We start from the raw sequence: 16,243 nt of genomic DNA, 5'->3' as shown, positions 1-16,243 counted from the left end.
GAAAGGGAGATGAACCGAATGGAACAGATTACTTCCAAACCGGCTTTTGATGTAGCCATCCAATCCCCACGTTTGACGATTGCCGTATTCAAGGCAGACTGGTGTGGTGACTGCAAATACATCGATCCGTTTATGCCTGAGGTTGAAGAGAAATATGCACGTGAACTGACTTTGATTGAGGTCGACGTGGATCAGGTTGGAACGGTTAGTGAAGAGCAGAATATTCTTGGCATTCCGAGCTTTGTGGCGTATACAGATGGGCGCGAACTCGTACGGTACGTGAACAAGCTGCGCAAGTCGAGAGAAGAGATTGAGCAGTTCCTGGATCGCGCAGTTGAAGTGTACAACACGATCCATAAATAATGTTATATACGTTCAAATGATGAATATTTAGACAAACACTCCGATGACAGAATAACCTTTTGATCGCTGTTATTGTGTAAATGTTTCATTGAACTTATATAAAAGTATGACAGGTTCATGTTGTAAAAGGGTATACTAGATGAAACGCCATTTCTCTTGAAATAGGGAAATGGCGTTTGTGTGTTCGACATGTTTCTATGTTAGAAATTTGATGTACATATCCCCAGTGACCTATGGGTCATTATTTCATCAGACGTTAACATTTTGTCACAAAGCGCGGACGTCAATGAACATTTTATCCGGTATAATGAATTTAGTTGTGAAATAAGTGTCAAAGTATCGAAACAAGCGAAGGATATTCTTCGCCATCTTAAACCAACAGCGGGTGAGAAAAAATTGAAACACTTAACTTTATTTAAATGGTTAACCGTATTAACCTGTCTTGTCATGTTTCTGGCCACTTTTGGTGGAGGCATCGTAACCAAAACGGAATCGGGCCTTGGCTGCGGAACGGAATGGCCTTTATGTAACGGGAAACTCGTTCCGGCACATACTGTGGCTTCACTTATTGAATATTCCCATCGCGCTGTAAGCGCACTGGCTGGATTGTTGTCCATTGCCTCGTTTGTTGCTTTTCTGCTGTTTGGCAAGTCACGTCGTGACCTGCAATTGTTCTCTTTCTTAACCCTGGTATTTGTTATCGTGCAGGGGATCATGGGGGCTTTTGCCGTCGTCTTCTCCCAATCTTCAGCAGTTATGGCACTGCATTTCGGCTTTGCACTGATTGCTTTTGCTAGTTCCCTGATGATGGCGCTGGGCATAAGGCAGGAGGCAAAAGATGGCGGATTGGAGCGCCTGAATAAATACCCTCGGGTGAGCAAAAAATTCAGGAATCTGGTCTGGTTCTCCACCATTTACACATATCTCGTGGTATACACGGGTGCATTTGTGAGCCACACGAATTCTGCTGGCGGATGTTCCGGATTTCCGCTCTGTAACGGGCAGATCATCCCTGAGCTCTCAGGAGGGGTAGCGGTTGCTTTTGCTCACCGTGCAGCAGCAGCGTCGCTCGTCATTGTTATTGCAATTCTGGGTCATTTCGCTTACCGTAATCATCCGGACAACAAGGAAATGCGTACCCTTGGCGTGGTATCCGTTGTTCTCATCCTGATGCAAGTCGTGATTGGTATTTTCATGATGGTGACAATGAACCGCCCGGAAGTATATATGTTCGTAGCTCTCGCTCATATGCTGGATATCGCCATATTGTTCGGAGTTTTAACGTATATGAGTTTCCTGGTGTACAAGCTGCATCGACCGGTTAATCGGTTCTAGATACAGATACAGTTCTCTTGAAGGTACTCGGCCTAATATGAAAGTCCACCATCCAGTGATGTACATCTTTGGACAGGTGGACTTTGTTTGATGTCAGGGGGATCAGGGCAACCTATGGCAAGCAGCAATTACGGAATGGATGAAGTGTTACGGTGATGAAATGTTGATTCGGAAAAGAGGAGGTTAAATATGCTGCGAACGTTGTTGGGGGAAAAACCGCGTATAAACGAAGGTAAATTGAAGGAAGCGATGGACTCCATGGCGCATACACTTGAGCTCTTTCAGCGGCAAATGCATGTGGATCATGATCCCACGCATGACTATCGGAAACTGTATGTGTGGACTCAGGGACTCATCTCCTCACTGGATGAACTGGAGCAAAGCAGCTTCGCTGCAGCTCATTTTCGCAAAAAGGTCGTTGCAGGCTCAACGGACGACATGACGCCGACTGAAAAAGCTGAGTATGCCCGATATGTGTATTTCTACAAAGATGGCTTCATCCGCTGCTTTGCCATTTTGGATAAAGTCGGGACCGTATTGAATGAAATATTCCAGCTGAATACTTCAAATACAAAAGCGCATTTTTCTTATTTTACGGTGTTAAGGCAGTTCGATTTTGCGAGGGAGCATCATGATCTTGCATTGAAATTAATTCAGATCAAGGACTCATATCGGGAGCCGATGAGCAAGCTGCGCAAACGACGTAATATGGAAATTCATTACATGAACTCGGAAATGCACGATGACCTGTGGCAGTTACACCAGACCTTGCAAGGTAAGGTGAAGCTGGAGGATCTGAATCAGCATGTGCAGGAAATGCGTCAGGGCGTGGATATGGTCTGTGAAACGTTAACAGCCTCTTATCGTTATATCAATAAAATATGGCAAAGAAATAATTCCCTTTGACAAATCGGAATACTTGGAATATACTGAGTTTCAATTAGAGTGTTGCAATGACAAAGAATGAACAGATCATCTCAAAATTTACATTCACATTATAAAGCATGAACTACATGAACTTATAAAATCCTACAATAACATATTTCTTATCGAGAGCGGCGGAGGGACAGGCCCGATGAAGCCCGGCAACCGATTTGTAATGACATGATACATGTATCATTCGTTATAGATGTTAGGTGCTAATTCCTACAAAATGGTGCAAGGCACGATTTTGGCAGATGAGAAGGTATATTCTTTCACGTGAAGAGCCCTCTTTGTTTCTGCAAAGGGCTCTTTTTTGTACTTTAAGGGGAGTTTTCCTTTAGATCGGGTAAAGATACATGTAGGTGGTTGGAAAGGGGCAAGTGCGATTGATTGAATTAAAAGGATTAACCAAAACGTACGGCAAAGGAAAAAAGTCGACAACAGCGTTATCCGAGCTGAATTTGAACATCCAAAAGGGTGAAATCTACGGCGTTATTGGCCATTCCGGAGCGGGTAAAAGTACACTGATTCGCTGTATTAATTTGCTGGAGCGGCCTACGGAGGGTGAAGTATGGGTTGACGGGATCAATCTGACTGAACTGAGCAAAACCGAATTGCAGCAACAGAGACGCAAGATCGGGATGATTTTCCAACACTTCAATCTGTTATCCTCTGCAACGGTATATGATAATGTGGCTTTTCCACTAAAGCTTGTGAATACACCCAAGGATGCCATTGATCGCAAAGTGAAGGAAATGCTCAATCTCGTTGGTCTGGAGAACCATAGCAACAAATATCCAGCTCAATTATCAGGTGGACAGAAACAACGTGTGGGGATTGCGAGAGCACTTGCGAGTGATCCGAATGTACTTCTTTGTGATGAGGCTACTTCAGCGCTTGATCCGCAGACGACAAATTCAATTCTGAAGTTATTGCTCGACATTAACGAAAAGTACAACCTTACCATTGTGCTGATTACACATGAGATGCATGTCATTCAGAACATCTGTGATAAGGTGGCTGTCATTCATCAAGGTGGCATTGTGGAACAGGGACCTGTAACCGAAGTGTTCCTGAAGCCGCAGCATGCGATTACGCGAGACTTCATGATGCGTGACCATGAAGCTGGACTGGCTCTGGAAGAGACCGCTCTGGCAAAGGCAGGCATTGAATTGCAGGCAGGTGTTGCTTCGAAACTTGTGAAGATATCCTTTCTGGGGAACAAAACGTATGAAGCGATTTTGTCCAGGACGGTTCGCAAGACGGGTGTGGATTTTGCCATCCTGCAAGGGACAATTGCTACGATTAAACAGGTTCCTTATGGTCAGCTGACCGTTCGGTTCGAAGGTGATTCTAATGCGATTGATCGGACGATATCCGAATTAACCGCTGAGGGACTTGATGTGGAGGTGCTACGTTAGATGGATTTTTCAACCGTACGTTGGGAAGAGGTTGGTAAAGCTTCCATAGAGACACTGCAAATTTTGGGTGTATCAGGCCTATTCACCGTTATCTTTGGTTTACCACTCGGAGTTCTGCTGTTTATGACAGCCCGATCTGCTTCGATCAAGTCACGGACGGTGTACACTTTACTATCCCTGGTTGTTAATATTTTGCGCTCGGTCCCATTTATCATATTGATTGTTGCTCTTATTCCATTCACTCGTATACTCGTCGGTACAGCTACGGGGGTTCTTGGCGTCATACCTCCTTTGGTTATTTCAGCAGCGCCTTACTTTGCTCGATTGGTGGAGACAACGTTGCGAGAAGTTGACCGTGGTGTAATTGAAGCGGCGCAGTCAATGGGGGCATCGACCGGACAGATTGTTAGACGGGTATTACTGCCTGAGGCGTTACCTGGTCTGGTTGCTGGGATAACCATTACCATCGTTACGCTTGTCTCCTATACGGCGATGGCGGGCATGGTTGGTGGTGGTGGACTGGGAACGCTGGCAATCAACTACGGATATTTCCGTTATCAAAATGAAATCATGATCATATCCGTGGTGTCGATGATTATTCTCGTGCAAATTCTCCAGATGGCTGGAGATCGCTTGGTTACATTTTTCACCAGGAAATAACACATAGATAACATGATGGCTAGGCATTTATTCGAACGCCACATGAAAAAAATGATTAGAGAAGGGGTTTTACACATGAAAAAATGGTCATTCGCTCTACTTAGTCTTATGTTGATTGCAGTTCTCGCAGCTTGCGGGAACAACAAGGATGCCGATAGCGGTGCAGACAATTCAGCAGGTGCACCACGCACGGTTGAATTGAAAGTTGGAGCTTCACCTACACCACACGCTGAGATTCTGGAGAGCATCAAGCCTGAACTGGAAGCACAAGGCATTCGTTTGCAAGTCGTTACGTTCAATGATTATGTACAACCCAACCAGCAACTTGCTGATAAAAAATTGGATGCAAACTTCTTCCAGCATCAGCCTTACCTGGACACAGAGAATAAAGAACGTGGATTCAACCTCGTTGCTGTAACTCCTGTTCATGTTGAACCTTTTGGCGGATACTCCAAAAAGATTAAGTCTTTGGATGAATTGGCTGACGGCGCAAAAGTAGCCATTCCAAATGACCCATCCAATGGTGGACGTGCACTGTTGTTGCTCGCTAAGGAAGGCATTATTACGCTGAAAGATAATACAGATATCACATCTACGATTCAGGATATCACAGCCAATCCGAAGAACCTGGATATCATCGAGCTGGATGCAGCCATGATGCCTCGTCAATTGGATGAAGCGGATCTGGTATTCATCAACGCCAACTATGCGCTTGAAGCCAACCTGAATCCGGCAAATGATGCCTTGCTGATCGAAGATCTGCAAGGTAACCCGTACGCGAACATTCTCGTTTCTCGTGAGGACAACAAGGATTCAGATGCAATTCAGAAACTGGCTGCTGCCCTGCACTCCGAAGAAGTGAAAACATTTATCAAAGAGCGTTATAAAGGTGCAGTTGAACCTGCAACTGAATAATTTAACGATATGTATGAGTTGAATGTATGAGTTGACGTGAGCTGATAAGAAGAGGATGTCCCATAAGTCATGAATATGACGGAAGGACATCCTCTTTTTGCTTATTAGCGCTTGTAGCGAGGTGCAATTTTTGAACAGCCACTCCCCAAGTCTGTGCTGAAGCATGGATCAACATAAGTCACAACATAGGTCAAAGTTTCTCTGATGTATCAGCATTGGAGTGATGTCCAGATTGGCGGTAGTAGGATAATTCATTCTGATCAGCATGCTGCTGTTCATCTGCTTCTTGCAGGTACGTCCGCTCGGAGGGAGAGAGTTTTTCTTCATCTCCGTGTGAACTTTTGATTTTGTATCTGATCCAGCCGATTAGTCCAAGAACGACAACCAAGATTAAGGCCCATCCTTTTTTGAGCAAAAGAAGAGCGCTAAATTTTTGGGAAGCCGTATACCCGATTCCCCCCATCAGAAGGCTGTTGAGCCCTATGGTCGAAGTTTTGTCAGTCGATGCATTATATTCCTCGTAGGTATGTCCTGCATTGATGTGAAGTTGATTAAGGACGGTTTCCTCGAATGCCTGGCGGCTCTGTTGAAAGTTGGCCGTATCGATAACCAGAATGGCTGTGATGTACCCTTCGCGTGTCAGGAGTTTTACATTGTAATTCACCATGGCTTGCTGATCAGCATTCTTGAAACCTAGGGAGTAGACCAACTGATGTTTGGTCTTATCGTATGCCGGTTCAATTTCCCAACCTGTTATGTACGTTCTGTATTCGGGATCGAGCTCTCTGTTCTCTTCTTCTGTGCCTCGGATATAACTGCTTAACAGTTCTTCGCCATTCAAATTTTGATCATCATCATGAATATGACCTGTCTTCACGTATTCAAATACAACATACCACGAGCCGTATTCACTATTGCTGGTTAGGCTTCCGATTTCATTCCCGTTAGGCTTTCCACCGCTGTTAAGTATTGAGCGTTGGGTATTGGCCTTATCCAGAAAGGAATGACTTTCAGGGACTTTCAGTGTGGCTTTGCCATCGAGCGTTACAGATGCAGGGCCAATAATCCAATCATACTCATCGGGTGATTGATACGTCTCACTTTCTGCTGATATCTGTGAAGCACTAGAGACTGTGAATACACTCACCATTAAAAGTGTAAGAAATGATATCCATCGTTTGTTCTTCATATTCAAGTAGAGGTCCTTTCGGGTTATATCCTCGACAGTACCATAGGTATTCGATTCCGATCAAGATATATTTGGAATTAAAGGTGGATAATCCCTTGTGGATAAGCGAGTTGTAGGAGGACGATAAATCTTTTATACTGGATAGTGACTGCTCTTTGAAGAGGGGGATGAACGTGAAGGGAAAGATTGCCCTCATAACGGGAAGTGCCAAAGGTCTTGGTAAAATGACGGCCCTCAGTCTGGCAGATCAGGGGTGTCATATTGCCCTCAACTATGTACACAGCAGAGCAGAAGCTGAGGCTTTAAGGGCTCAGATTACAGCCAAGGGTGTGCGGTGCATTGCTATCCAGGCAGATATATCGAAGGTAGAAGATATCTCTTCATTGGTTGAACAGGTGGAAGACAACCTGGGCAGCATTGATATTTTGGTGAATAACGCGGGTCCATTTGTCCGTGAACGACGATTATTTGCGGATTATTCTGAAGCCGAGGTCCAGATGCTCGTGCAGGGAAATCTGCTGGGACCGATGTTGCTGGATCAGCGTGTATTGCCAGAGATGAGACGCAAGCAATGGGGACGTATTATCCATTTTGGCTTCAGTCATGCTGGAGAAGCGAGATCTTGGCCACATCGCGCCGTATATGCGGCTGCCAAGGTAGGTCTGGTCTCTTTTACAAAGACACTCGCCGTTGAGGAAGCTCCTTATGGAATTACGGTCAACATGGTATGCCCGGGAGATATTCGCGGTGCCAACAAAGAGAAAACGATTGATGAAATGGCGGGTATCACCGACGAGGAAACGCCAAGAGGACGTCCTGGCAGCGGTGAAGATATCGCGCGAGTGATTACGTATCTATGCCTTGATCATTCCGATTTTATAACAGGTAACATTATGGATGTATCTGGAGGGCTTGATCCGATTCGTCCGACCATACAGCGTGAGGATACTTAAGGTGAGTTATAGGACTGGACGTTGAAGACGTTGGTGCTGGTCTAGGGGACAGTTGAAATGGACAGGCTGAATATGCGCACAAAAAAAGAGCCCTCCGCTTCATGCGAAGCGAAAGGCTCTTGAGGTTTATTTCGTGAAGGATTGATTAGAATACTTGTACGACTTCTTGTACACCTTCAACTTCTTCGAGAAGGGCACGTTCAATCCCGGCTTTTAAGGTAATGGTGGAGCTTGGGCAACTGCCGCAGGCACCGACCAGTTTCAGCTTAATGATGCCGTCTTCCACGTCAACCAGTTCCACGTCACCGCCATCGCGTTGCAGGAACGGACGAAGCTTGTCAAGAACATCAGATACCTCATCATACATGGTGTCTTGTGCGTTTTCGCTCATATTTTTCAACTCCTTTCCTTATTATATTATATTACAAATGGCCATAAATTAAAATGGTCAAACAAAGCAGGTGAACCTACATGAGACCGATTATTGAATTTTGTGCCAACAATATGCATTTTGGCACAGATGAAGTCATGGATCAACTGGAAGAAAATCCAGACTATGACGTGATTGAATACGGCTGCCTTACCAACTGTGGCCAATGTTCTATGACTCCATTTGCACTGGTGAATGGTGAAGTAGTCATCACGGACAAAGTGGAAGATCTATATAACGCCATTCTGGCCAAAATTGCCGAAGCCGATGTCTGGGATGAGCTCGATCTCGACTAACCGAGATGGCGCTTGGACATCCAGAGCACACCACTTTTCAAAATACGAGGTACACGTCCCATCATGGACGTTTTGCCCATTAGCCCAAACCCGGACTTCTTGCCGAGTGCACCCAGTGTGCCACGAAGCTTGAGTGGATGTGGATTGGGCTTTTCGCCTTTCCAGAGGGCATGCTGAATATGGGCGATCTGCTCACCCTGTACTTCCGCAGCTTGACCGCTAGGTGCATAAGGTACACTGGCACAGTCACCAACCACATATACATCGGTATATTCCGGGATTTGGTAGTATTCATTCAGGACGACACGACCTTGAGGGTCTTTGGTCACGTCCAGATCCTGTACCACTTTTACAGGCTGAATGCCTGCCGTCCAGACGACAGCATCCGTTAGAATCTGTTCATCCCGGTTATAGATGGCATTGGGCTCAACACGCGAAATGGCGATATGTCCACGTGTCTCTACCTGATGTTCGTTAAACCATTCATGTACATACACGGACAGACGTTGCGGGAAAGCGGATAATACACGTTCACCACGATCCAGAATGCTGATGTTCAGATCCGGTCTGCTCTCACGAAGTTCGGCTGCCATCTCGACACCACTTAATCCGCCGCCTACAATATGCACATTGCCATAGGCTTTGACTTCATTAAGACGCAGGTAAGTCTCGCGTGTTTTGCTAAAGCTCTGAATGGTACAGCTGTAGTCTTCAGCGCCTGGTGTGTTGTGGAACCGGTCTGTACAACCCAGTCCAATAACAAGTTTATCGTATTCAAGCGGGTCTTGGCCTTCAAATTCAATCTGACGCTGTTCCAGGTCAATTGAAGTAACTTCTCCATAACGGTAAGTGACTTTATCGTTCACTGGAAATTGGATACGCAGGTCATAATCGGATACGGTTCCTGCTGCGAGTGCGTAATATTCGGTCTTTAATCCCTGAAAGGGGCTGCGGTCCACCAAAATAATCTGTGTATCGGATGGAATCTTACCTTCCAGAAGTTCCTTGATGATGGTGAGGCCGCCATAACCGCCTCCAAGAATGACAAAATTTTTCATGACTCGGCTTCCTTTCTGCATCAGTCCCACTGAAATGGGGCTGTAAACTGTGGAGCAGCTATGCAAAAAACATAGCTGCTCCTTTTGTTAGGATTTGATTAGTTGAAAAGTAGGCATTGAAAATTAAAGATATTATTCAGCAGTTTGCACCACTCGAATTCAAACGTCTCCCTATCATGAAAGCTGCGTTCTGGAGTGGTGCGGGTGCAATATTGATTGTATTTATATCTTATTCGTACACTTGAATTTCATTGTAGAACGTATCACGTTCTACCGGAATACGTCCTGCACCCTTAATGAGCCATATAAGCTCTTTACGTGTAAGGCCTTCAGGTGTGAGTGCACCTGCCGCATGACTAATCCGTTCCCGAACGATCGTACCGTGTGCATCCGAAGCACCGAAACCAAGAGCGACTTGAGTCAGCTGTGGGCCGATGTTAATGAAGTATGCTTTGATATGATCGATGTTATCTAGCATCAGACGGCTAATCGCAATTGTTTTGAGATCCTCATAAGCCGAGTTACGACGCATAATGCTCGCGTTTTTACTTTTTGGCTGCATGGAAAGAGGGATAAAGACCATAAATCCGTTGGTCTCGTCTTGCAATTCACGAATCTGCACCATATGGTTAACGCGATCCTCATAGGATTCGATCGATCCATACAACATCGTCGTATGTGTACGCATGCCGAGCTCATGAGCTGTGCGGTGCACCTCAAGATAACGGTCCACGTTGGCTTTGTCCACACGCATTTTTTTGCGATATTCATCGGACAGAATCTCAGCGCCGCCACCAGTCAATGTTTTCAGACCTGCTTTTTGCAGCTCTTGCAGAACTTCTCTGATGCTGAGTCCGCTAATCCGGGTGAAGAAATCAATCTCGGCTGCCGTGTAAGCTTTCAGTGTAACATCCGGATATTTCTCGTTTAAAGCGCGCAGGGAATCGACATAATATTGAAAAGGAACATGGTTGTTATGTCCGCCTACGATATGGAACTCACGTACGCCCGGATGAATATGCTGTTCCACATAATCGATCATTTCCTGACCGGATAATGTATAAGAGCCTTCTTCACCCTGGTCTTTGCGGAAATTACAAAAAGCGCAGTGGGCTTCGCATACGTTCGTAAAGTAAAGACTCATGTTCTCGATGAAATATACTTTCTTGCCATTCTTCCGCAGGTTGGCCTCATTGGCCAGCTGGCCCAAAGTCAGCAGATCATCTGTTTCATACAGATATACGCCGTCTTCTACGCTCAGCCTTACGCCGTTCTGCACTTTCTCGACGATTTCAGCCATTCTTTTGTCTGTGAACGGTGTTACCAATGTAGACATATTGTTTCCTCCTGTTCTTAACCGGATTTGAGTCGTGTGTAGGATCTGCATACAGAACTACATAGAAAAGATGCGGTCAACTGCCGCCTTCTTAGTTGGACTAACTCATATTTACCCGGTGCAGCGTGTGCTGCATATGAAAGCTAAATTTTTTCAAAAAATGGAGTCTGTTGACTCATATATGCATTGGGGACTGCGTTGCAGTCTCGAAATGTGAAAAAAATTACAACTCCAATTATGACCATCGTCTGAATAAGTCATGACAAAATAACGACATTTCAGTGCGACCACCTATTCATTATAAACCTCGTGTCCCGGGGGTTCAATACACTGGGAAGAAAAAGGAGTACAGGGGGAACGCGGAAAGAGGCAAACATGACTTGAGACCCTTGACGGGGTGGAGTATAATTTAAAGAAGAGTTAATGAAAAGGAGAGTGACCTGGCATGATTAACATCAGCGAAACGGCTGCTGACAGATTGAAAGAGATGCTTGCACAGCAAGAGACACCTGGTATGTTCCTGCGTCTTGGCGTAGCACCGGGCGGTTGCACCGGATTTTCGTACGCCATGGGCTTTGATGATAAAGAGTCCGATGAGGACCTGTATATGGATATTCAGAACATGAAGGTTGTAGTCGAGAAGGAAAACCTGAAATATCTGAATGGACTTGAAATTGATTTTGAAGAATCCGGTATGACGGGCGGGTTCACCATTCATAATCCGAACGCGGTAGCCACTTGTGGCTGTGGATCTTCTTTCCGTACGAAGGAAGATGCGGGTGTGCCGGATAAGGATTGTTAATATAAAATTGATTGCAATGATAAGGCACAGTTCCAGCGAAGGACATTCGCTTGGGATTGTGTTTTTTTTTGACATTATGGCAGGGGGAGCTGAGTTCTCTAACTTACCGATTCCAAGATATAGAGGGTATAAAATCACGTTTCTTCAGTATTGACATTATGTTCCAATAGCAAGTATATTATTTGTGCAAACGTTTGCAATAATAAGGGCACAGTATTCATGCTAAAAAAGCGGTTTTACAGTTCGGGTCTTCTAAGAAAATCTCTAGGATATCCCCTTTTGTACAAACGTTTGCACAAAAAGTCACCAAATTTAAACAGCACAGAAGAACACGAAACAACAGGGTAGAGGGAAGGAGGAGGAGTTGTAGAGATACGAATTAAAAAGTGTCTTGATTCCAGAACATGCTAAAACGTTAAATGGGTTAGAGAGCTTAGGCAAATAACGAGAATTCTTGTTTCCCATAGGGGAGCAAATAAGGGAGGAAGAACATGGATCTTAAGCGCAAGCTCGGCGCATTCCTGTTGGTATTATCGATTATTATTTCTACCCAAAATACAGCGGCTTATGCCGAAATTTCGGCTTCTCATGTGTATCATAACCATATGCCCAATTTCTGGGCCTACTACGACACATCCAAGTATGCTTCTGCACCTGTGGGATCCCCAATCCGCTACACATATGATGGGCAAGTCATCGATCTGAAAAATAACCCACCGGCAGGATATCCATACTTTTTACCCGGGGGAGCGCCTATGCCACATGATGATCTCGTGGCGTATTATAGTCACCATGCAAAGACAGGTGCTTATCTGAACTGGCCGTGGCAAGTTGCTGGTGACCTGAGGAACAATCACCCTGCTGCAGGGATGCAGGTAACCATGTCAGGTTCGGTATTGAACAATGTGAACAGTTTTATGTATACCAATAATGTAAACGGTTACAAAAATAAAGATTGGGGTGCGCCATGGAAGAATGCTTACAATAACCTCAAAACAACGAATGGAGAACGGACGATGGATCTCATTCACTTCTCCGGACACCATTCCATGGGGCCATTGGCTGGCAATGAATATTTGCTAAAGGATTTGATCTACCAGAATGCTGTGCTGGCACAACCTTTTTTTCTGGGAGACAGCTTTAAATCGTCCAAAGGTTTTTTCCCCACCGAGCTGGGTTTCTCGGAACGGATTATCCCGGTCTTGGATCAACTCGGCATTGAGTGGTCCGTAATTGGAAATAATCATTTTTCGCGAACTCTCCAGGACTATCCGCTACTGAACGATCCGGGCAAAGATACGATGGTGTCACCGCCAAACCGAGCGGATTTGCAGAATACGAGCAATGTGGGTTCGTGGGTATCTTCTCCCATGTTCAATGAGAAACAGGTGGTTCATAACAAATATCCATTTGCTTCTACGCCTCATTGGGTGCGTCATGTGAATCCTGAAACTGGTGCTGAGAAAAAGATTGTTGGTATCCCTGTGGCCCAGGCAGAGTCGTGGGAAGAAGGGTATCAGGGTTCAGTCAAGGCAGATGCGCTGAAGCCTTTTGAAGGAATGGTTGATCAGAAGCAGTTCTTCGTGATTGCTCATGATGGGGATAATTCTTCAGGACGTGCAGGATCAGAGGATACTTGGCGCAATGCGGGAAATGTGACTTATGCTCAGCCGGGTGTGAAGGGAGAGAGTATCAATGAATACTTGCGGACTAACACACCAAAAGCCGACGATGTAGTGCATGTTCAAGACGGTTCGTGGATCGATACGCGGGACTCCTCATCAGATCCGACATGGTATCATTGGCGTCTTCCATTTGGAATCTGGAAAGGGCAGTTTGAAGCGTTCAACAAGGCTACAGGCCTTAATCTGGAGCCGAAGAAAAATTTGGATGGTGTACAGGAAGGGATGACCGTATCGTTTGAATATGGATACCATTATCTGGAGCGTAATTTTGCGCTTGAGCAAGCTGCACTGAATTATGCCAAGACAGCTGAACAGATTTGGCTGGACAGCAATCCGAACCATTGGAAGCCAACGACGGCACTAGACCGTGAGATCACTTATGAGGGCAATCAGCTTAATCCTTGGATGATGGCTTACCCGGTAAAAGGAGATCCTGCTAATAATTATAAGGGAGGTGCGAACCCGGCAGAGTTAAGCTGGTATTTCCTCCTGCCTGCACTGGATTCCGGGTTTGGTTATTATGATGAAAATGTGGATGATGGGGTAAAGCCGACGTTATCTTTCAATCAGTCGCTCTTCTTTTCCAAGCCTTATGTAAGTAGTCAACTCGCGAAGGACCGTACCGGACCATCGATATGGTGGCCGCAGCGTTATCCATATAATCCTGGAAGCGCCAATGTCAGCAAGGCAGAAGGGTGGACACTTCATTATTTTGACAATACGTTCGGTATTTATACCTATGCTTATGATGTTAACGGTGTGAATGATATTAAGGTGAAGGTACGGACACATCGGGATAAGCTGGCAGATGCCAAGGACAACACCTTCCGTGTGTACGATCCTGCTGGGCTCAAGGCCAAAGGGGTATCCAACATCGATCCGACGAAAGTGAGTAGCTGGCAAGAATATCCGATGACGAAACGTGATCTTAAATCGGATATGAACGGTGTGGCCTGGCAGCCAAGCAGCACAGATATGTTTAAGCGTGTACCTGCTCAGGAGATCGGGGATATGTATTACACGTATTTCAACGATTTCCAGGATCAACTGGTCGATTATTATATTGAAGCTGTCGATGCGAAAGGCAATGTTACGCGCAGTGAGATACAGACGGTATATGTGGGTATGGGAAAATATAAAAAAGACACATCGGGCAAAATTGTGGAAGATGCGAATGGAACAATCCAGGGCACACATCCGTTCCTGGTGGTCGATCGGACACCGCCTTCAGTGCCAACAGAAGTCAATGCAAAACGTGTGACAGATCGCAGCATTACACTGCAATGGGAAGCATCCACTGATAATGTGGGTGTTGAGGGCTATGATATTTATCGGGATGGGGTCAAAGTTGGAAGTTCGCTGACAACAGAATATACGGATATCGGTCTTGAGCCTAAGAAATCATATGCATACAGTATAAAGGCGAGAGACAAGGCGAATAATGTCTCTTCCGCCAGTTCAACTGTACAGATCCAAACGTTGGCAGCAGATACAGAGCCGCCAACAGCGCCTGCAAATGTAGCTGTACAGAATGCTACCTCATCCGCTGTGACAATTGACTGGTCAGCCAGCGAGGATAATTACGGAGTAGCAAAATATGAAATCTATCGAGACGGTTCAAAAGTAGGGGAATCAACCAAACTAAACTATACGGATGAGTCCCTTGCACCGGCAACAGAATACGTATATACGGTTAAAGCGATAGATGCAGCAGGCAACGTTTCACCTGCTAGTGTGGCTCTTTCGGTACGTACCAAAGAAGGTAATGCGGTAACGATATATTATAAACTGGGCTATCCGAACCCGTATATTCACTATCGTCCAACAGGGGGGACATGGACGACTGCTCCGGGTGTGAAAATGATGGCAGCCGAGATGCCCGGATACACCAAGATGACAGTCAATGTGGGTACAGCGACGGGGCTGGAGGCTGTGTTTAACAATGGTAGTGGCACATGGGATAATAATGGAGGAAAAAATTATCAGTTTCCATTAGGGGTTAGCACCTATAATTCCGGAGTCATTACACAAGGAGCGCCTCACGTGGATATAACACCTCCAAGCGTACCAACCGGTTTGACCGTGACTGCACAAGCGGCTGATCGTGTAACATTGGCTTGGAATCCGTCAACCGATCATGTAGGCGTAACCGGGTATGAAGTGTTGCGTGATGGTGTGAAGATCGGCACGAGTACGACAACTGCATATACGGATAATAGCCTGAAGGCATCAACGAGTTATGTTTATACAGTTAGGGCCTTTGATGCAGCACAGAACAAATCGGATGCAAGTGCTGAGCTAAGCGTAACGACCGATGATGCTCCGAAAAGTAACAGTGTAACCATCTACTACAAGCAGGGGTTTGCCCAACCCAATATTCATTACCGCCCTGCAGGAGGGAATTGGACGACACCGCCAGGCGTTGCCATTCCGGCATCCGAGCTCACCGGATATAACAAAATTACCATTGATGTAGGAACTGCTACGGGACTAGAAGCGGTATTTAACAACGGTAGCGGTATATGGGATAACAATGCGGGAAGGAACTATCTCTTTCCTCTCGGGGTAAGCACATACAATGCAGGTGTGTTATAACTCCAGGAATACCTGGAAATGCAACGAGTACGAATCTTATTGAGAACCCATCAGCTTTCCTATCTATTGGAGCGAATGGACTGTCTTTACAAAGGGAACAACTAATCGTATGACGTAAAAATATTCATGGATGCATAAAATCTAAGCAATATGATGTGTAACGAACCACCTAGTCATGCTACATCGATAGCCTATTGCTGATACATTTTATAGTTAGGAGGCCTTGTACATCTATGGATGGACAGGGCCTTTCTAATTCGGATTGAAGGACGATAAAAGAT

14 protein-coding genes and 1 riboswitch are annotated in these 16,243 nt (G+C 45.4%); of the genes, 10 read left to right on the top strand and 4 right to left on the bottom strand.

Features of this window, described 5'->3' with window-relative positions; all coding sequences use genetic code 11:
* The first annotated feature begins 18 nt into the window (after positions 1–18).
* The 6 genes from MKZ12_RS24565 (at position 19) to MKZ12_RS24540 (ending at position 5,618) form a co-directional block, all read left to right on the top strand.
* Positions 19–363, top strand: coding sequence for a thioredoxin family protein (locus MKZ12_RS24565; RefSeq protein ID WP_017692403.1), 345 nt, complete (start codon positions 19–21; stop codon positions 361–363).
* Between the two features lie 396 nt (positions 364–759).
* Positions 760–1,698 carry a heme A synthase gene (locus tag MKZ12_RS24560; RefSeq protein ID WP_339237535.1) on the top strand — a complete coding sequence of 313 codons (939 nt, stop codon included), beginning with the start codon at positions 760–762 and terminating at the stop codon, positions 1,696–1,698.
* 189 nt (positions 1,699–1,887) lie between these two features.
* Positions 1,888–2,604 carry a Cthe_2314 family HEPN domain-containing protein gene (locus tag MKZ12_RS24555; protein WP_339237532.1) on the top strand — a complete coding sequence of 239 codons (717 nt, stop codon included), beginning with the start codon at positions 1,888–1,890 and terminating at the stop codon, positions 2,602–2,604.
* A 137-nt stretch (positions 2,605–2,741) separates the two neighbouring features.
* Positions 2,742–2,883, top strand: a riboswitch (SAM riboswitch).
* 125 nt (positions 2,884–3,008) lie between these two features.
* On the top strand, positions 3,009–4,043 hold the full coding sequence (locus MKZ12_RS24550) for a methionine ABC transporter ATP-binding protein (RefSeq protein WP_339257247.1): 1,035 nt from the start codon (positions 3,009–3,011) through the stop codon (positions 4,041–4,043).
* Positions 4,044–4,703, top strand: coding sequence for a methionine ABC transporter permease (locus tag MKZ12_RS24545; RefSeq protein WP_339257245.1), 660 nt, complete (start codon positions 4,044–4,046; stop codon positions 4,701–4,703).
* A gap of 75 nt (positions 4,704–4,778) precedes the next feature.
* Positions 4,779–5,618, top strand: coding sequence for a MetQ/NlpA family ABC transporter substrate-binding protein (locus tag MKZ12_RS24540; RefSeq protein ID WP_339257244.1), 840 nt, complete (start codon positions 4,779–4,781; stop codon positions 5,616–5,618).
* Between the two features lie 190 nt (positions 5,619–5,808).
* On the opposite strand, the gene MKZ12_RS24535 is transcribed toward MKZ12_RS24540, so the two are convergent.
* Positions 5,809–6,807, bottom strand: coding sequence for a DUF2167 domain-containing protein (locus tag MKZ12_RS24535; protein WP_339257242.1), 999 nt, complete (start codon positions 6,805–6,807; stop codon positions 5,809–5,811).
* Between the two features lie 173 nt (positions 6,808–6,980).
* Between MKZ12_RS24535 and MKZ12_RS24530 the strand changes: the two genes are divergently transcribed.
* Positions 6,981–7,760, top strand: coding sequence for an SDR family oxidoreductase (locus tag MKZ12_RS24530; RefSeq protein WP_339237523.1), 780 nt, complete (start codon positions 6,981–6,983; stop codon positions 7,758–7,760).
* Between the two features lie 145 nt (positions 7,761–7,905).
* On the opposite strand, the gene MKZ12_RS24525 is transcribed toward MKZ12_RS24530, so the two are convergent.
* Positions 7,906–8,151, bottom strand: a complete 246-nt coding sequence (locus tag MKZ12_RS24525; protein ID WP_062837977.1) for a NifU family protein — start codon at positions 8,149–8,151, stop codon at positions 7,906–7,908.
* Positions 8,152–8,231: 80 nt separating this feature from the next.
* Between MKZ12_RS24525 and MKZ12_RS24520 the strand changes: the two genes are divergently transcribed.
* Positions 8,232–8,486, top strand: a complete 255-nt coding sequence (locus MKZ12_RS24520; protein WP_036605750.1) for a YuzB family protein — start codon at positions 8,232–8,234, stop codon at positions 8,484–8,486.
* Here MKZ12_RS24520 and MKZ12_RS24515 read toward each other — a convergent pair.
* Both MKZ12_RS24515 and mqnE read right to left on the bottom strand, forming a co-directional pair.
* Complete coding sequence (locus tag MKZ12_RS24515) at positions 8,483–9,544, bottom strand: NAD(P)/FAD-dependent oxidoreductase (RefSeq protein WP_253440680.1); 1,062 nt, start codon at positions 9,542–9,544, stop codon at positions 8,483–8,485. The genes MKZ12_RS24520 and MKZ12_RS24515 overlap by 4 nt on opposite strands.
* A 229-nt stretch (positions 9,545–9,773) precedes the next feature.
* Complete coding sequence (gene mqnE / locus MKZ12_RS24510; RefSeq protein ID WP_091020813.1) at positions 9,774–10,880, bottom strand: aminofutalosine synthase MqnE; 1,107 nt, start codon at positions 10,878–10,880, stop codon at positions 9,774–9,776.
* 445 nt (positions 10,881–11,325) lie between these two features.
* On the opposite strand from mqnE, the gene MKZ12_RS24505 reads away from it, so the two are divergent.
* A complete protein-coding gene (locus MKZ12_RS24505) occupies positions 11,326–11,682 on the top strand; it encodes an iron-sulfur cluster assembly accessory protein (protein ID WP_062837974.1) in 357 nt (118 codons plus the stop codon).
* A 491-nt stretch (positions 11,683–12,173) separates the two neighbouring features.
* Complete coding sequence (locus MKZ12_RS24500; RefSeq protein ID WP_339257240.1) at positions 12,174–15,962, top strand: carbohydrate binding domain-containing protein; 3,789 nt, start codon at positions 12,174–12,176, stop codon at positions 15,960–15,962.
* Positions 15,963–16,243: the final 281 nt, after the last annotated feature.

It is taken from the genome of Paenibacillus sp. FSL R5-0713, from assembly GCF_037973325.1.
Classification (GTDB): Bacteria; Bacillota; Bacilli; order Paenibacillales; family Paenibacillaceae; genus Paenibacillus.
This window is presented reverse-complemented; position numbering and strand designations above follow the sequence as displayed.